19 protein-coding genes are annotated in these 17,156 nt (G+C 51.2%); 3 read left to right on the top strand and 16 right to left on the bottom strand.

Annotated elements, in window-relative coordinates:
- Nucleotides 1–15: 15 nt before the first annotated feature.
- The 10 genes from QWY82_RS17780 to purM all read right to left on the bottom strand — a co-directional run bounded on the left by QWY82_RS17780 (nt 16) and on the right by purM (nt 7,790).
- Nucleotides 16–603 carry a cytochrome c3 family protein gene (locus QWY82_RS17780; protein WP_290265055.1) on the bottom strand — a complete coding sequence of 196 codons (588 nt, stop codon included), beginning with the start codon at nt 601–603 and terminating at the stop codon, nt 16–18.
- 8 nt (nt 604–611) lie between these two features.
- Nucleotides 612–1,052 carry a nitrate reductase cytochrome c-type subunit gene (locus tag QWY82_RS17775; RefSeq protein ID WP_290265053.1) on the bottom strand — a complete coding sequence of 147 codons (441 nt, stop codon included), beginning with the start codon at nt 1,050–1,052 and terminating at the stop codon, nt 612–614.
- A gap of 8 nt (nt 1,053–1,060) precedes the next feature.
- Complete coding sequence (gene napA / locus QWY82_RS17770; RefSeq protein ID WP_290265051.1) at nt 1,061–3,547, bottom strand: nitrate reductase catalytic subunit NapA; 2,487 nt, start codon at nt 3,545–3,547, stop codon at nt 1,061–1,063.
- Nucleotides 3,534–3,824 (bottom strand): chaperone NapD, encoded by a 291-nt coding sequence (locus QWY82_RS17765; RefSeq protein WP_290265048.1) that lies wholly within the window; start codon nt 3,822–3,824, stop codon nt 3,534–3,536. The genes napA and QWY82_RS17765 overlap by 14 nt, the downstream gene beginning before the upstream one ends.
- On the bottom strand, nt 3,806–4,276 hold the full coding sequence (locus QWY82_RS17760) for a ferredoxin-type protein NapF (RefSeq protein WP_290265047.1): 471 nt from the start codon (nt 4,274–4,276) through the stop codon (nt 3,806–3,808). The genes QWY82_RS17765 and QWY82_RS17760 overlap by 19 nt, the downstream gene beginning before the upstream one ends.
- A 5-nt stretch (nt 4,277–4,281) precedes the next feature.
- Nucleotides 4,282–4,455 carry a periplasmic nitrate reductase, NapE protein gene (locus tag QWY82_RS17755; protein WP_290265044.1) on the bottom strand — a complete coding sequence of 58 codons (174 nt, stop codon included), beginning with the start codon at nt 4,453–4,455 and terminating at the stop codon, nt 4,282–4,284.
- A 163-nt stretch (nt 4,456–4,618) separates the two neighbouring features.
- A complete protein-coding gene (locus QWY82_RS17750; RefSeq protein WP_290265042.1) occupies nt 4,619–5,107 on the bottom strand; it encodes an FKBP-type peptidyl-prolyl cis-trans isomerase in 489 nt (162 codons plus the stop codon).
- 65 nt (nt 5,108–5,172) lie between these two features.
- The gene (locus QWY82_RS17745) at nt 5,173–6,060 is read right to left on the bottom strand and encodes a DUF3108 domain-containing protein (RefSeq protein WP_290265040.1); all 888 of its coding nucleotides are present in this window, start codon (nt 6,058–6,060) and stop codon (nt 5,173–5,175) included.
- Nucleotides 6,061–6,072: 12 nt separating this feature from the next.
- Nucleotides 6,073–6,729, bottom strand: a complete 657-nt coding sequence (purN, locus tag QWY82_RS17740; RefSeq protein WP_290265037.1) for a phosphoribosylglycinamide formyltransferase — start codon at nt 6,727–6,729, stop codon at nt 6,073–6,075.
- Between the two features lie 2 nt (nt 6,730–6,731).
- Nucleotides 6,732–7,790, bottom strand: a complete 1,059-nt coding sequence (purM, locus tag QWY82_RS17735) for a phosphoribosylformylglycinamidine cyclo-ligase (protein ID WP_290265034.1) — start codon at nt 7,788–7,790, stop codon at nt 6,732–6,734.
- 202 nt (nt 7,791–7,992) lie between these two features.
- Between purM and QWY82_RS17730 the strand changes: the two genes are divergently transcribed.
- The 3 genes from QWY82_RS17730 (at nt 7,993) to QWY82_RS17720 (ending at nt 11,511) form a co-directional block, all read left to right on the top strand.
- A complete protein-coding gene (locus QWY82_RS17730; RefSeq protein WP_290265032.1) occupies nt 7,993–9,075 on the top strand; it encodes a DUF2066 domain-containing protein in 1,083 nt (360 codons plus the stop codon).
- An 11-nt stretch (nt 9,076–9,086) separates the two neighbouring features.
- Nucleotides 9,087–9,806 carry a DnaA regulatory inactivator Hda gene (gene hda / locus QWY82_RS17725; protein ID WP_290265030.1) on the top strand — a complete coding sequence of 240 codons (720 nt, stop codon included), beginning with the start codon at nt 9,087–9,089 and terminating at the stop codon, nt 9,804–9,806.
- A gap of 169 nt (nt 9,807–9,975) precedes the next feature.
- Nucleotides 9,976–11,511, top strand: a complete 1,536-nt coding sequence (locus tag QWY82_RS17720; RefSeq protein WP_290265028.1) for an alpha/beta fold hydrolase — start codon at nt 9,976–9,978, stop codon at nt 11,509–11,511.
- A 162-nt stretch (nt 11,512–11,673) separates the two neighbouring features.
- Here QWY82_RS17720 and QWY82_RS20025 read toward each other — a convergent pair whose 3' ends face one another.
- The 6 genes from QWY82_RS20025 to QWY82_RS17690 form a co-directional block, all read right to left on the bottom strand.
- Nucleotides 11,674–12,258: a VF530 family protein gene (locus QWY82_RS20025; protein WP_290265026.1), complete on the bottom strand. Its 585-nt coding sequence runs from the start codon at nt 12,256–12,258 to the stop codon at nt 11,674–11,676.
- 237 nt (nt 12,259–12,495) lie between these two features.
- On the bottom strand, nt 12,496–13,410 hold the full coding sequence (locus QWY82_RS17710; protein ID WP_290265024.1) for a dienelactone hydrolase family protein: 915 nt from the start codon (nt 13,408–13,410) through the stop codon (nt 12,496–12,498).
- A 624-nt stretch (nt 13,411–14,034) separates the two neighbouring features.
- Nucleotides 14,035–14,904: a U32 family peptidase gene (locus QWY82_RS17705; RefSeq protein WP_290265022.1), complete on the bottom strand. Its 870-nt coding sequence runs from the start codon at nt 14,902–14,904 to the stop codon at nt 14,035–14,037.
- A 10-nt stretch (nt 14,905–14,914) separates the two neighbouring features.
- Nucleotides 14,915–15,910 carry a ubiquinone anaerobic biosynthesis protein UbiU gene (ubiU, locus tag QWY82_RS17700; protein WP_290265020.1) on the bottom strand — a complete coding sequence of 332 codons (996 nt, stop codon included), beginning with the start codon at nt 15,908–15,910 and terminating at the stop codon, nt 14,915–14,917.
- Between the two features lie 15 nt (nt 15,911–15,925).
- Nucleotides 15,926–16,411, bottom strand: a complete 486-nt coding sequence (gene ubiT / locus QWY82_RS17695; RefSeq protein ID WP_290265018.1) for a ubiquinone anaerobic biosynthesis accessory factor UbiT — start codon at nt 16,409–16,411, stop codon at nt 15,926–15,928.
- Between the two features lie 20 nt (nt 16,412–16,431).
- Nucleotides 16,432–17,109 carry a TSCPD domain-containing protein gene (locus QWY82_RS17690; RefSeq protein WP_290265016.1) on the bottom strand — a complete coding sequence of 226 codons (678 nt, stop codon included), beginning with the start codon at nt 17,107–17,109 and terminating at the stop codon, nt 16,432–16,434.
- Nucleotides 17,110–17,156: the final 47 nt, after the last annotated feature.

Raw genomic sequence — 17,156 nt, 5'->3', positions numbered from 1 at the left:
TCTAGTATTTGATTGTTACCAGCCTTCTACGCCAGACATATCGGGTAGCTGGTGAGCTATGCCTTTATGGCAATCGATGCAGGTTTTTTCTCCGCTAGCCAGCGCTGTTGAATGCATGTTAGCAGCTCGCTGGCTTTGTCGAGTGAAGTCCATGTAGTCAAACTCGTGACAATTACGGCATTCGAGGGAGTTGTTGGCTTTTAGTCTCGCCCACTCGTGCTCGGCTAATTCACGGCGTTTTTCAAGAAATTTTTCGCGGGTGTTAATAGTGCCAAATATTTTCCCCCAGACCTCCTTTGAGGCCTGCATTTTTCGGGCGATTTTATAGGTCCAATCATGTGGTACGTGGCAATCTGAGCACTTAGCTCGTACGCCTGAGCGATTGGTAAAGTGAATGGTGTGCTTGAGCTCTGCGAAAACGTTCTCGCGCATTTCGTGGCAGCCTGTACAGAAGGCTTCTGTATTAGTGAGTTCCATCGCGGTATTGAATCCACCCCAAAAAATAATACCCATGAGAAAGCCTCCTACAGTCAGTGCGCCTAAGCTGTAGTGAACACTAGGTTTTCGAATTACGTACCAAAAGCGTTTGATTCGTTCAATCATGATGATACCTATTGTCCTTTTTCAATCAGCTGGTACATATCGAGAAAATCTGAATCTACCAAAATTTTTGCATCTGTCTGTACAACATGGCATTGTTCGCAAAAATAGCGCCGGGGCGAGACTTCGGCTAAAAAATTTCCGTCTCTATCCATAAAGTGGGTAACGCTAACCATGGGCGCTTGCGATTCACCGGTGCGCGAGCGTTTATGGCAGCTTAGGCATTTGTTCGAGTTCTTATCTACTCGATAATTGTCGATCTTGTGCGGAATGGTGGGAGGTTGCATAGGGTAATTGCGCACTTGCTTTTTATCATTGTTAATGACATTTGGCATGGTGGGCGGCGTTGGTTCGGTATCCAATGAGTGGTTGCGCGTGGTGGCAATATTTGCGTCGGCAAGAGCCAGTGCACTCAGTAGATAGATGGCTGCTAATAGCGAGAACTTTTTCATGAGGCCTCCTAAACTTTTTCTATTTTAACAGCACACTTCTTGAAGTCTGTTTGTTTTGATAGTGGGTCAGTTGCATCCAGAGTTACTTTGTTGATGAGTTGGCTGGAATCAAACCAAGGCACGAAGACCAAACCAATGGGCGGTTTATTACGGCCCCGTGTTTCCACTCGAGATATAATTTCACCCCGGCGGGATTTGATTTTCACAGCATCGCCACGCCTTAGACCGCGTGCGCTGGCATCGTCAGGGTGCATAAAAACTTGAGCGTTAGGGTAGCTTTTATGGAGTTCTGGTACTCGCCGTGTCATTGAGCCTGAGTGCCAGTGCTCTAATACGCGACCCGTCGATAGCCAGAGGTCGTATTCTTTGTCTGGCACCTCAGCGGCTGCTTCATAGGGCAATGCAAAAATAATGGCTTTGCCATCGGCGTGGCCATAGAACTCGAAGCCCTTTCCGGCTTTTACATAGGGATCTGAACCTTCCTTAAAGCGCCATTGTGTTTCTTTGCCTTGCACCACTGGCCAGCGCAAGCCGCGCTCTTTGTGATAGGTGTCGAAATCGGCTAGGTCGTGAGCTTTACCCCGGCCAAAACTGGCGTATTCTTCAAACAGTCCCTTTTGAATGTAAAAGCCAAAGCTTTTAGCTTCGTGGTTTTTAAAGCCATCGGCGATATCGCTGCTTGGATATTTGTCAACTTGTCCATTTTTAAAGAGAACTTGGTAAAGCGTTTTATTTTTATAGTTTGGGTTTTTGTCGAGAATAGCCTTTGGCCATACTTCTTCTGTTTTAAAGCGCTTGGAAAACTCTACTAGTTGCCATAAATCCGATTGAGCATCACCCGGTGCTTCCACTAACTGGTGCCAGAATTGTGTACGCCTTTCGGCGTTGCCGTAGGCGCCTTCTTTTTCGACCCACATGGCGCTTGGTAAAATAAGGTCGGCAGCTTGAGCAGTGACTGTCGGGTAGGCGTCACTAACCACGATAAAGTTTTTTGGGTTTCGATAGCCGGGTAGCCCTTCCTCCATCATGTTGGCGGCGGCTTGCATATTATTATTAACTTGAACCCAGTAGGCGTTGATTTCTCCATCCTTGAGCTTTCTGTTCTGCACGACGGCGTGGGCGCCGAGCCAGTCAGGTACGATACCTTGAGGCAGCTTCCATTTTTTCTCGGCAATTTTTCTATGCTCTGGGTTGTTGACCACCATATCAGCCGGCAGGCGATGAGAGAAAGTGCCTACTTCTCGGGCTGTGCCACAGGCTGAAGGTTGACCTGTAAGTGAAAAGGGGCTGTTGCCTGGTTCAGAAATTTTCCCCGTCAATAGGTGAATGTTATAAACCAAGTTGTTGGCCCACACACCACGTGTATGCTGGTTAAAACCCATGGTCCAGAGTGACATGACTTTGGTTTTTGGGTCCGCATACAGTTTAGCTAGCTCTTCGAGTCGAGATGCGGGAACGCCGGTTAACTTACTTGTGTAATTAACATCGTAGGATTTAACAAAGGCCGCGAACTCTTTAAAGGATATAGGTGTTGCATCGCCGCTACCTGGATTTTTCGCGGCTTTTTCTTTCTCGTGTGTGGGCCTTAAACCATAGCCAATATCTGTGGTTCCACGCTTAAAGTTGACGTGTTTATTGACGAAGTCCCAATTAACTTTGTCTTTTTCAATGATGTAATTTGCGATGTAATTTAAAATTGCCAAATCAGTTTGCGGTGTAAACACCATTGGAATATCGGCTAGTTCAAAGGAGCGGTGTTCATAGGTAGATAATACGGCAACTTTTACGTGCGGATGACTCAGGCGTCGGTCGGTGATGCGGGTCCATAGGATGGGGTGCATTTCCGCCATGTTTGAACCCCACAAAACGAAAGCGTCTGCGGCTTCAAAATCATCGTAGCAGCCCATAGGTTCATCAATGCCGAAGGTACGCATAAAACCTGCCACAGCTGACGCCATACAGTGGCGAGCGTTTGGGTCGATATTGTTGGATCTAAATCCCGCTTTGAATAATTTGACCGCAGCGTAACCCTCCCATACTGTCCATTGACCTGAGCCGAACATGCCAATGCCCTGGGGGCCTTTTTCCTTAAGGGGCGCTTTAAATTTTTCGGCCATGATGTCGAAGGCTTCGTCCCAGCTCACAGGTGTGAACTCGCCATTTTTATCATACTTACCGTTAGATTTACGTAGCATTGGCGTTGTTAAACGGTCTTTGCCGTACATAATTTTTGATAAAAAGTACCCTTTTACGCAATTAAGACCGCGATTGACGGGTGATTGAATATCGCCATGTGTGGCAACCACTTTGTTATCTTTGGTGGCAACGTTGACACCGCATCCAGTACCGCAAAATCGGCAGGGCGCCTTATTCCAGGTGAGCTGAGTTTGACTTGCGTCGGTCACGATATTGGCTGCATGAGTTGGCAGTTGAATACCCGCCGCGGCTGCTGCAGTGGCAAGTGCCTGTGCTTTGATAAAATCACGCCGTTTCATTTTGGGCTCCCTGTGTTGAGGTTTCTGCTTCGTTGAAGTGATAAACCAAGTTTGCGGAAAGTACGCCGGTTCTGAGTTGTACTTGATCAATGAAATCAACAATGGTTTGTTGGTTGTCTGAAGTAATTAAAACCACCATTTTGGAATTTTCTTCAACACCAATTTCTGCGCCGGTAAAGTTGTCAATGAATTGATGTAAGGCCGCTCTATGCTCAGCTTTGAACTGTATGACTAAGCTGGCGATATGGTGTGCTGGTTCTATTCGGCTTGTTGCCATTGAATGGCCTCCGTGGGGCAGACGCTTATGCAGGCACCGCAGCTGTTACACGCATCGGTGTCGAGTAGGGGAGAGGGTATGCTGGCTCTTGAAAAAGTAATGGCTTTGCGGTCGCAACTGTCGCGGCAGCTTTGGCAGTAGACGCCGCTGTGCGTTAGGCACAGGTTGTTGATGACAATTGTGCTCGACCACATGGGGCCATTTACTGCGCTAAACACGGGCGCTTCGCATACCTCTAAACATTTTTCGCAGCCGGTACAGCCGCCGAGATTAAAGTCGATGCGTGGAAAACCACCGTCGGCTTTTATGATGATGCTTTCTTCGCAGGCGCTAATACAATCTCCGCAGCGCGTGCATGCGTCGATAATCTGCGCTTGGTCTGTCCAAGGCAGAGACGGTGCGGCTTGTGTCTTGGTGCCGCGGATAAGTTGTCGACGACTTAGCGTTGACATAGGGTCTAGTAGCTCGGCGGACCCGACAGTATTTGGCTTATCCAGACAGCGAAACCATAGCTTCCGACGATCAGTACTGTGGCTATAGGAGCGGCACAAAAGGCGAGGGCAAAGAACGCATAGCGTTCTTCCCGTCGGGATACAGGGGCATGATCACCCAGATTATTTGCTTTTGGCATGGGAATCCTTTCTACAGTTGGTGACTGTGTCGGCACCAGTATAGTAGAAAAGACGATTTTTTCTTTTCGACTGAAATATGTTGGGGAAGCTGGGGTAAGTGTGGCGGTTGTGATGACAAGTTTGGGGGGAGAGGCCCGCATAGCGCGGGCCTAAACTAAAGACTTAGTGATCGTGGCCACAACCGCCGGCCGCGTGCACGTGGCCGTGCGATAACTCGTCGGCACTGGCTTCGCGTATAGCGACAACTTCTACATCGAAATGTAAGCGTTGACCTGCGAGCTGATGGTTGCCATCGATAGTGACGGTTTCGTCGTCCACTTCTTTGACTTCAACAACTTGCATGCCCGCAGCCGTTTGCGCTTGGAAAGCCATGCCGACTTCGATGGTGTCTACACCTTCGAACATGGTGCGTGGCAGTTCTTGGACGAGTTCGGCATTGTATTCGCCGTAGCCGTCGATGGGCTCGATTACCACTTGCAGCTTGTCGCCAACGGCTTTGCCGTTGAGTGCGTTTTCCAGACCGGGAATGATGTTGCCCAAGCCCTGAATGTAATCCAGTGGTTCATGACCGGCGGAAGAGTCGATCACTTCGCCTTCGTCGTTCGTGAGGGTGTAGTGAATGCTGGCGACTAATTTGTCGGCGATGTTCATGAGCAATCCTATTTGGTTAAAGAGTTTAGGGGGTTTACTGGTGGGCTTGCGGTTAAGCCCTTGAGTTAGCGACCGACAATCTTGGTGCCGTCTACCCAGCCTTCTTGGATATCCACAGAAGCGCTGTCGCCATTGGGTTCTTTTTGCGAGATGCGCACCAACACATAATCCCAGTCTTTAGCAAAATAGGTGTAGGTTTCTCGCGCTTTGTTTTTTCGAATCGTTTTGATCACTACCGTGTCTAATTCGCCTACGGGCGTTCGTATTGTCTCCTCGCGATCGATGGCGAAGGTGAAATTCTTAAGCTTGCCGCCATCGGCGACGTCATAGGATAGGTCGCTGCGGCCGTTGATTAGATCGGCGCGAATTTGCATGGTGGCGTTGAGTTTGTCTAGGGTACCATCTGGAATGGCCATGCTCCAATCTTCCTCGCTGTTGAGCGAGTTGACGACGCGGCGTTTGTCCCAGTTAAACGCGATGACGACATCGCGGTCGGGTGCTAGGCCCGAGCGGTGGTATTCATAGCGGTGGGTGATGGCATGGCCCTGATTGTTCCATTCAAACACCGAGCGCTCTTTAAGCCCCGCGACCCAAGAGTCGATGTCAAAGCGCAAGAACCAGCGCCCGTCTTCCTGCTGCTTGAGTTCCCGGGTGGCGGTGAGCTTGATGCCGTAGAGTTTGGTCTTGTAGGTGGCCTTGAAGGGTTTCGGTAGCGCCCATGGCGTGACGGCAGCTGGCGCCTCGGCGCTGGTTTCTGTCTCGGTTTGGGCATCTGCCTCAGGCGCTACCTGAGTTACGTCTGCCAAGATTGCTGCAGCCGGTGTTGCCACGGCGTCAGTTGTTGCAGGCGCTGTGCCACCTTTGAGTGTGGGTTGTGCCAACGCCGAGTTGACTGCTGTGGTGCTACAGAGTGCTATTAAGGTGGCCAGTGCCACGGTGTTGCCCAGTTTCATGCCTGCGTCCTATCAGAGCCGGCTGTCTATCTGAAAGCCCTGTACAGGTAGTGGCGATTCATCTAGCCAAGCTTTTCCCGCTTGGTAGCGCAACCGACCTGAAGCTAACCAGTTCACAGCCATTGGGTAAATGATGTGTTCTTGCACTTGCACGCGCTGGGCGAGGCTGGCGGCATCGTCCTGTTTTTCAATAGGAACAATGGCTTGAATGGCCGCTGGCCCACCATCTAACTCGGCGGTGACAAAGTGTACGGTAACACCGTGACAATTATCACCCGCGTCTATCGCGCGTTGATGTGTGTGCAAACCTTGGAACTTGGGCAACAGCGAGGGATGAATGTTCAACATTTTTCCCAAATAGTGCTCGGTAAAGGCGGGTGTGAGGATGCGCATAAAGCCAGCCAGTACCACGATGTCGGGTTTGAACAGGTCAATTTCAGCCATTAGCGCCGTGTCGAAGGCTTCGCGGCTGTCGAACAACGTATGGTCGACAAGGCGCGTGGCAATGCCTGCCTTGGCGGCACGCTCGAGGCCGAAGGCGGCCGGGCGATTGCTAATAACGCCAACCAGTTGCGCGCCAAGTTCAGATTTAGCGGCACTGTCGATTAGCGCCTGCAGGTTGGTGCCGCTGCCAGACAGCAGCACCACAACGCGGGGAAGTGGGCTCATACTTACAAGCCTTTCAGCTCTACCTGTGGCTCGTCGGCAGTGGCATCGGCAATATTGCCAATAATGAAAGGTTGCTCGCCGGCATTGCGCAGCAATGTTAGGGCTTCATCTTTGCACTCGGTTGGGATGGCAATCACCATGCCCACACCGCAGTTAAAGGTGCGGAACATTTCGCGCGCAGCCACATTGCCGTTAGCTTGCAGCCACTTGAACACCGGTGGCAGATCCCAGCTGTTGAGGTCGATAACGGCCTTGGTGCCTTTAGGCAGAACCCGTGGGATGTTTTCCGTGATGCCGCCGCCGGTGATATGGGCCATGGCATTGACTTGCGAGCCTTTGATTAGGCTAAGCAGGGCTTTAACGTAAATGCGTGTGGGCGCCATTAACAGCTCGCTGATAGGGCTGCCGTCTAATTCCTGATTCAGGTCGGCGTTGCTGACTTCGATAATTTTACGGATTAACGAGTAGCCGTTGGAGTGGGGGCCAGAGGAGGGCAGGGCTAACAACAGGTTGCCGGCTTTTACCTTGCTGCCGTCAATAATGTCGGCTTTTTCCACCACGCCGACGCAGAAACCTGCGAGGTCGTAGTCTTCGCCTTCATACATGCCAGGCATCTCGGCGGTTTCACCACCCACCAAGGAGCAGCCGGCCAAATCACAGCCTTCGCCAATGCCGATCACGACTTTTTCCGCGATATCGACGTTGAGCTTGCCGGTGGCGTAGTAGTCGAGGAAGAACAGCGGCTCGGCGCCGGCGACCACTAGGTCGTTAACACACATGGCCACCAAATCGACGCCAATGGTGTCGTGGTTGTCCAGTTCCATGGCTAGGCGCAACTTAGTGCCCACGCCATCGGTGCCGCTGACCAATACTGGCTGTTTGTAGCCCTCGGGAATTTCACACAGTGCGCCAAAGCCACCTAAGCCAGCCATGACCTCTGGGCGACGGGTGCGCGCCGCAACACTTTTAATGCGTTCAACCAACGCATCGCCGGCTTCTATGTCGACACCAGCGTCTTTGTAGCTTAAAGATTGCGGGGCTTGGGGCTTATCAGTACTCATGGGCGCTTTCCGGAAATCGGGTTGGAAAAAAAGGCGAGCATTCTAGCAGTTTGTAGGGGCCGATGGCAGCCTTTTGCCTGATTTTCACACAAAGCCGGTAACTGGCCTTCGAGCCTGAGGCTTAGTCGCCATTTGTTGCGCTGTTATGCGGTGCCGAGACTGTTACAATGGCGCGCTTTAGACCTGCCGATTGGAGGCACAGATGAGATCAGTTTTGGCGGCCGTTGCTCTATTCATAACGGTGTTGTGCGCGTCCTACGGCGCTGTGGCCCAACAATTGGTTGATTTGTACAAGGTCAATACCTTGGTGGCTAGCCAGCAGGCCAAAGAGCGCAACGAGGCCGCAAGCCAAGCGCTGGCGCAGTTACTGGTGCGGGTAACGGGTGACACCCAAATAGGCGAAAGTGCAGAGCTCGCCGGCTATTTAAAGCAGGCGCAAAACTATGTGCTGCAATTTGGCTACAACCGCTCGACCCAGACTTTGGTACAAGACGATGGCCGTGAAGTGGACGCCTTTGAGTTGGTATTTACCTTCTCTGAGGTCGCCGTCGAAAAATTACTGCGTAAGTTACAGCTGCCCATTTGGCCCAGCAACCGACCCAGCGTTTTGGTTTGGTTAGTGGAAGACCAGTGGCCCGATGGCCGCGCCGTGGTAACCAAAGCTGAGGTGCATGGACAATTGCGCGCCGAGGCCTTGCGGCGCGGCTTGCCCTTAGCGTTTCCGCTCTGGGACTTAGAAGATCAAATGGCGATTAGTACTGAGCAACTTTGGCAATTTAGCCCAGAGACCTTAAAGACTGCCTCGTTTCGCTATCAACCCAATGTGATTGTGGTGGGGCGCTACAGCCGCACCAGTAGTGGTGAATTGCGCGGAGTGTGGCAGTGGTTAGACGGTGAAAATTCAGAGCTGCTAGACTCACGGGGTGACAACGAAGCCATGTTGGCGGCCCCTATGATTGATGAAATTGCAAACAAGCTAGCCGCGCGCTACGCCATTGTGCCCGGGCGCGAAGCCAATACCCTATTGATGGCGCATATCAGCGACATCAACAGTTTCGATCAATACCGCGAAATTTTAACTTATTTGGAAAATCACGAAGCCTTGCGCTCAACCCAGCTGGTAAAGGCCGAAGGCGAAAGCTTGTGGATTGCGCTTTATCCCGAGTCGGACTTGTCGCATTTACAGCGCGCCTTTGAATTAGATAAAAAGCTGGTGCCGATGCAAACCTTGATAGCCCCCGACGGCTCGGAAACTAACCCGCTGATTTATCGCTGGCATCGCTAAGGTGTAGTTGCATGTCTGTACCGCAGCAACTGCCCTTGGGCATCGGGTTAAACGACGATGCCCAATTCGATAACTTTTATACTTCCGCTCAATCAGCCAATGCTTTTGCCGTGCAAACCGTGCGCAATTTATTGCAGCGCGACGCCGAGCAGTTTGTTTGTTTGTGGGGTGGCGTCGGACGCAGCCATTTGGCGCAAGCGCTGTGTGTGGAGGCGTCTAATCGCGGCCTGCAGGTGCAGTATTTGCCGCTGCTTTCGGTGCGAGACTATGCCTTCGAAACCGAAGCGATCGACAGTTTATTGGCGGGATTGGAATACTTGGATTTGGTGTGTTTAGACGATGTGCACGTCATAGCGGGTATCCCGCAGTGGGAGCGTGCACTGTTCCATCTGTTTAATCGGTTGCGCGATGCCGGCGTTCCGTTATTGATAACCAGTGCCGAAAACCCCGCGCACTTAACGATCCAGCTAGCCGATTTAAAGTCGCGCCTGCAGTGGGGTTTAAGTTGTCAGTTGCATTTATTAACCGACGTGGAAAAAGCCGTTGCTCTGCAAAAGCGCGCGGAAGTGCGCGGCCTGCAGTTGGCCGATGAAGTGGCGAGCTACATTATCCAGCGAGTACCGCGCGACCTCGATCAGTTATTTAAGTTACTGGATCAGTTAGATAAGGCGAGCTTGCGGGAGAAGCGTAAACTCACCATCCCTTTTGTTAAGCAGGTGTTGGGGCAATGATTTTGCTACAAGCTACAAGCTACAAGCTACAAGCTACAAGCTACAAGCTACAAGGCGGGGGCCGGCTCCGACGAGTCACAAGCTAGCGTTAAGGTTACCAGTGCTACTAGGGTTTTCAGAATTTAAAATCGCGTGTTGTGCGTGAGGTTTATTTAGAAAGGGATTTTTTGTGTCTAGTCGTGTGGGGCAAGTCCCCTTTATTGTTTTTATAGGCGTGTTACTGATTTCCTTTCCCTCGCAGCTGTTTGCAGAAAGCTGGTGGCAAAGGACCAAAGACGCCGTTCATGAAGTGAGCGAAGATCTCGAGCGCAAGTTTCTGCAGCGCGACGATCAAACCCCGGATTACCCAACCCCAACCTTTGATCCCGCCGATCCTCTGGTGTTAGCTGCACAAGAACATCAGTGGCGTTTAGGTTATCACCAAGACGCCGTATGGCATTCGCCCATGGCCGTTTTAGAAGCGGGCAGTAATAATGGCCCAACCGTTATCTTGGTGCATGGCTTAGGGCAGAAGGGCATGCTCGATTGGTTGCCGGTGATTCCTGCCTTGGCCGCACGTTTTCACGTGGTGGCGCTAGATCTACCCGGCTTTGGGCGCTCGGCCTTACCCATGGGTGACTACTCGCCGGAAAATTATGCCGCTGTGCTCGAGGGTTTGATTGCAGAATTTGCACACGACGATGTGTACCTAGTGGGCCACTCAATGGGCGCTGCGGTGAGCTTATATTTCGCCAGCCAAAGGTCCAGTGTTCAGCCCGTATCTGGCCCACAATTACGTCAACTCATTCTGGTTGATGCCGCTGGCATTCTGGAGCGCACGGCCTTTGTTAAATCCCTCGCCACCGCGCCTGTGCCCTTAGAGCAGCTACCCCATATTATTCGTTCACCCAGTGCCAGTGCGGTAGATTTTGCCGAGTCTATGATCGAGCGCGTGAGTTTATTGGGTGATCCAACGGCGGTGCTCGCTAACAATCGAATACGCGATGCCGTGGTTGGTCAATCGCCCAATAGCAATGCCGCATTGGCGCTTGTGCAAACAGATTTTTCCAAGCGTTTTTCACAAGTGACAGTGCCAACCGCCATCCTATGGGGCGCTCAGGATACGGTTGCGCCGTTACGCACGGGTTATTTGCTTCAGCAGCAAATTGCCGGTGCGCAATTGAGTATTTTCCCTGACGCCGAGCATGTTCCCATGGCTAGCCATACTGAATTGTTCAACGCGTGGTTGTTAAACAGGCTACAGGGCGTTGCCGAGGATGACTTTAGGTATCGGCGGCCTTCGGATTCGACCATGAATTCTGATCTTGTATTAAAACATTGTCGTGATCGTGTGATCACCGGTACCTACAAAAACATCACGTTGAATAAGTGTGAGAATATTTTATTGGATAATGTACACGCCGAAAGCCTTAGCGTTTCACACAGTCTTGTCGAGCTTAGAAATGTTAGATTAGAGAGCGAAGGTCGTAGCTTTAGTAGCGATGAATCCGTCGTCTTGGCCACAAACCTGTTGATTCGCGGTAAAAAAGCGGCGCTCGTTCAGGGGAGTCGTATCGATTTCGCCGGTGCAACAGTGATTGGTGACGATAAGGCGTTAAATATTAAGGCCACATCACTATTGGTTTTCTCCGTCAGTGAGCTTCAATCGGCTGGCGCCAGTAAATCCGTACATGGTAGTTTTCGACTCGAAGATAAGCGCTGGTGATTGGCGCTCAGTGCAGCGTTTAGCGGCGCCAATAAAAAAATTGTCAATTTAATGGGCTTCTGCTTAATAGGTTTTAGCTTAATAGGCTTCTGCCAAATATCGGTTGGCGTTAGCCTGATCATGATGTTGGGCCTGGTAGGCGTTTGCCTCACAGGCCTAACCTTATGAGTCGCGCCTTTCTTTATTCTTAATTTTTGCTTGGGCCCAAGGGTCGAAGGCGGTATCTGCGCTATCGCTTGAAGAGCGCTGAGGGCTGGACGGCCAATTACTGCGGCTGCTAGAGCCATTTCTATTTCTGCCGTTGTCGGCTCTATCATTCTTGTCACTTCTGCTATCGCGCTGGCTTCTGCCCATTCGGTGATCGCCACCTCGGCCGCGTTCAGCGGCTTTGCGCTCGCGCTTATCCCTTAGTCGTTGAGCGTCCTCAAGGTTGAGCGCTTTAGGTGCGCCAGCTTGTTGGTCGTTGGGGATGATTCTATCCCTCGGTGGCAGCAGATACTGATCGTCCGAGGCTCTGGGTAAATTCTTGAATTCGTACAGATAAAATGCCTCTACTTTTTCTCGCGCCCAATCGGTCTTTTTCAGAAACTTGACACTGGATTCGATACTCGGATTGGTTTTAAAACAATTGATATATAAATAAGCAAACAGAATTTCGAAGCCGTAGTGATCGACCAATTCCACCAACATATTTTTAAGGCTAATACCATGTAGGGGGTTGTTTTTGTAATTGATGTCGTCGTTCATGTTTCGGCCTGAGAGGTACGCGATCTGTGCTTGCTGCAGTATCGAGGAGGTTTATGGGATGGCAGCTATTGTACGGCACTTTTTCCGAATTGACCCCAATTCGCTGTTCTCAGCGCAAAATCGCCTTTTCCTCCATGACTTCAGGGCTGGGGAGCTTGGACAATGCAAACAGGGGCCTACTTGGTTGTGCTGCTCCCTACTTACCTTGTCCCCGCTTCAAGTCGCCAGTGGTTTTCTTTAACTGAGGTGGCGTTTGAAAAACTCGAGTGTGCGTGCCCATGCCAGCTCGGCTTCTTTTTCTGCGTAGCGGGCGGTTGAATCGTTGTGGAAGCCGTGGTTTGCACCTCCGTAAATATGCGCCGTGTAGGTCACATTATTGGCTTTTAGGTTAGCTTCATAAAGGGGCCAGCTGGCGTTGACACGCTCGTCGAGCTCTGCAAATTGCAGCATTAAGGGTGCTGTAATATTTTTCTGTAAGGCTTCCGCCGCGGGCGTGCCGTAAAAGGGTACGCCCGCATTTAAATCATTACCCAAGGTTGCGGCGAGTAAGTTGACGATATAGCCGCCAAAACAAAAGCCAACGGCGCCCAGTTTGCCGTTGCTCATGGGGTGTTGTTTTAAAAACCGGGCCGCGGCGATGAAATCTTCTTCAATTTTTGCCCGCTCCATACTGCTTTGCAGCGCGCGGCCGTCGTCGTCATTCCCCGGGTAACCGCCCTTAGGATGAAGGGCATCGGGTGCGAAGGCGACGTAGCCTTTTAAGGCGAGGCGCCGTGCTACGTTTTCGATATAGGGGTTTAGGCCGCGGTTTTCGTGAATCACCAGCACCACTGGCGCTTTGCCCTTAAGCTCGCGCGGCATGACCAAGTAGCCACGCCCTTCGCCGTAACCTTTAGGCGATGGAAAGGTGGTATAGGTGGCTTTAATCACCGGGTCGTTAAATGAAACTTGCTCGGCTTCAGCGTAGTTGGGCATGAGCGCACTGGTCAGGAAACTCATACTGTAGCCAACGGCGGCTAGGGTGCTTAGCTTGGTTAAAAAGGCGCGGCGATCTATCAAGCCATGGGCGTATTCGTCGTACCAATCAAATGCTTCTTGCGGTATGGGGCGCTCTTGGGTGTTTGGTGAGGCGTTTTCAGCAGGTGCTGTCATTGGTCATTTCTCCAAGCCATTGAAGCGTGAGTAATAGGTGTTTTATTACCCCCTTTTCGCTCGGCTGTCAAAAGTGCATTTACCAGCACTGCTGTCCCATAGTTATATCGCGGGAGAGTTTGGTGTCCGTACTAGCGACCGTCACCCGCATGGATGCGGGTGTTGAGACTACATGGATGTATTCACGTCGTGTCGCTAGTGCGGGTACCAAACTCATGTCCAAATATACGCTCAGATGTCGCATCTATTGTGAGGCTTAAAGACTAACGATGATCGCGTCGTTTTTGTGGGACAGCAGTGCATTTACCAGTCGCCTTTATAACGCGCTTCGACTAGAGAGCTCTGGCTAGTAGTTGGTCTTTTATCGAGGATAACCGATTGATGGTAGTTCCCATTATTCGATGGTTGAGGTGAGTAGCGAGCGTTCAACGTGTAGAGCGTGTAATGAACAGGATGCGTAAGGAATGTTTAAGTTACGAGCCTTCGCAGGCAAAACAGAATGCCCTAAATACAAGATCTAGATAGTAGGTCAAGGGCCAAAATATATTTCAGCTGAATTTATTCAGGCTGGTCAGCGGTGGCGAATGTTTATCCAAAAGTCGACGTTTCCTGTACTCGACATATTCAGCCGGCTTTGGCAATAATGTCGAGCCCAGGCCTGCTAAGCCAATAGCCATCAACGCCGCTGTCAAGCGATGCTTCCTTATTCAAGCGAGTGGCGTCAAAGGCTTGAATAACCTCTTCCATGCCCTGCCATTGGGGCGAGAGCCTTAACGCTGTAACTTTGCAGCTTTCAAAATCTTGCCAATGAGACAGAAGATTAACCGGTTGGCCCGACAGCGTTTGTATGCCGTTAATAATAAATAGCTGTTCGTTTTCCTGGGTGTTCAAGGCGAGCCCTTGCGGGTATTCCAAGCAGCGGTAGGCGCAGCTATCTTTGTCTAGGTTTAAATGCCGCGCGGTAAAACAGCGAGCGGAATAGGCGAGCGGCATATGGCCATAGGCGAAAACTTCTACCTCTAATTCGCCGCGCAAGGCTTGCATGATCGATTCTAGTTGCAGCTTGCCAATTTCCACCGGCACGACCCAGCGCTGCATGCCAAGGGATTGCAAATATTCGAGCGTGTGGTGGTTGTAAATATTGATCGCCGGGCCACAGACAAAGGGTAGTTTCGCTTGCGCGAGACGTTGCACTGCTGACATGTCATTGGCTTCAACTAATAGGCCATCGTTGTCGCATAGGCGTTTCACTAGATTCAGATCGGCATTGGACTCAAGTAGCGTAAGCGTTGACAGCACGATGCTCTTGTCTGAGTAAGAGCGAAGTTGTTGCGCGAGTTCAATCCAATCCTTGGCGTTGAGTTCATGGCGCTTGCCACACACCACTTCGCCAAGATAAATGCGCTCGAGGGGTTGATTGAGCATCGTCTCGTAAAAACTATGTATGTCTTTGCGAGGCCAGTAATATTGAATGGGGCCGAGAGTGAGTTGCACGTTACTATTCCTATTGCCAGGGGCGATCGTAGGCGCCGAGCGTGGTTTGTTTGCCTTCGGAGTTTTTTGCTAAGCAGGCCGACCATTGCGGCTGCACCTTATATTGACTTGGGTCTTTGACTAGCGCATCTATGGCCTCGCGCCAGGTGCGCACAATCTGCGCGACATAGGCGGGGCTGCGCTGCCGGCCTTCGAGTTTTATCGCGGCTATGCCGGCGCTCATTAAGGTTGGTAACAAGCTTAAGGTATTTAAGCTAACGGGCTCTTCTAAGGCGTGCTGCAGTTTGTTGTCGACATTGAATCGGCCCTTACATAAGGTTGGGTAGCCAGCGTTTTCGGTGTGATCAAAGCGATCAATTAACACGCCATTCAAGCGGGTATCCATGCCGCTGTCGGTAGCTTGCCACTGCACGGCTTTTGCCGGTGAGCACACGCCGTTCATATTGGGCGACTCGCCGGTAACATAGGAACTCAGATGGCAGCGGCCTTCGGCCATGATGCACAAACTGCCAAAGCCAAACACTTCCAATTCCATCGGGCTAGCCTGCGCCAATTGTTGCACTTGTTTTATTGATAATACCCGCGGCAATACGGCGCGCTTGATACCAAATTGTTGTGCGTAAAAGTCCAGTGCGGCGATATTAGTGGCCGAGCCTTGCACCGATAAATGCAGGGGTAGATCTGGATGTTGTTTGCGCGCATAGGCCATGAGGCCTATATCGGCGAGAATCAACGCGTCGGCACCGAGGTCGGCGGCTCGATCCACAGCCTGTTGCCAGAGCGAAAAATTCTTGCTGTTGGCGTAGGTGTTGATGGCCACAAAAAGCCGCTTGCCCTCGGCCCGAACACGCGCCAGTGCGTGTAGCGCTTTGGCATCCGTAAAATTAAGCCCGTTGAAGTGTCGGGCGTTGGTTTGATCATTGAAGCCGATATAAACCGCGTCGGCACCGTTGTCGATTGCGGCTGTTAGAGCGGGTAGGCTACCCGCCGGGCATACCAATTCCATAGTGTTCACTTTTGTTTAGGGGGCGACTACCTGAGCGAGTGTTTTGTCCATCGTGTTCAGGCCTTTTTGCAGCCATTGTGCGAGTCGATTTTTGTCGACGGCATCGAGCCGGTTTTTGGCCGTTAAGCCCAATTCCGTGTCGCCAGAAATACTCAGCTTGCGTTGAAAAAATAACGTATCGGGATCTTCTCGGCCAACGATGATGGCCACTAAATCCGGTAGCACCGCGGCGATGGTGGCATCGGCTACTTGATGCCGTGACGCCGCCACCAGGCGCGGGCCTTGCTTTGTTAGCGCGCACTGTATGGCTAAATCCTTAACCGCGATGGCTAGCACTTTGCCGTCGAGAAAATCAAATTCGCCGGCCTCGATCTCCTGACGCAATTCGTGGTTGAGACCTTTAACTAGCGCCCAAGCCAAGGGAGCTTGGGGTAGCTTGGGCGCAAGTTTACAAGCCAGTTGGTAGCCGCGTTTGGCGGCTAAGAGGGTAAAAAGATGCACGAGATTTGCCCCGAGTTAGCCTATGAACATTTCGAGTTGCCACAACTCAAACAGGTTTTGCAGCCGTCCATGACGATAACGGCCTTGGTATGGCACTTTAAACACAGTTCCGCCGTGGGTGGAAAACCTTCGCTCTGGCTGTGATTGTTGCGCGCATTGTATTCGGCCTTTTTTTCGTCTAGTACACTTTGTTGCGCCGCAGACAGCTCGTCGGTTTTCAGCAAGCCAATGGTTTTCATATGATTTTCGATAGCCTCGCCAATTTCAGCCACAAGCGAGGGCATAAATCTGCCGCCGGATTTGAAATAACCGCCTTGCGGATCGAATACGGCTTTTAGCTCCTCAGCTAGGAAGGTGCAGTCACCGCCTTTTCTGAACACGGCCGAGATAACGCGAGTGAGCGCTACCACCCATTGGAAATGTTCGAGATTTTTGGAGTTGATGAAAATCTCGAAAGGTCGGCGCAACTCGTGATCCGTACCTTGGTTTAAGATCACATCGTTTATGGTGATGTAGAGCGCATGATCTGACAGCGGTGTTTTAATCTTGTAGGTGGCACCGATCAAAATTTCTGGGCGCTCAATATTTTCGTGCATGTGTTCGATGTCGGGTGCTGGTGCAAGCACTTCCGGCTTTTCGCTGCTGGGTGTTATGACTTCAAATTTAGCGATTTTTTTGTTCAGTACTATCTCGGCCATGATCCTTCCCTTAACGCATAGGTTTTATAATGATTTGGTAACACTGT

It is taken from the genome of Simiduia curdlanivorans, from assembly GCF_030409605.1.
Classification (GTDB): domain Bacteria; phylum Pseudomonadota; class Gammaproteobacteria; order Pseudomonadales; family Cellvibrionaceae; genus Simiduia; species Simiduia curdlanivorans.
The sequence above is the reverse complement of the archived record's forward strand: the minus strand, read 5'-3'. Positions and strand labels throughout refer to the sequence as shown.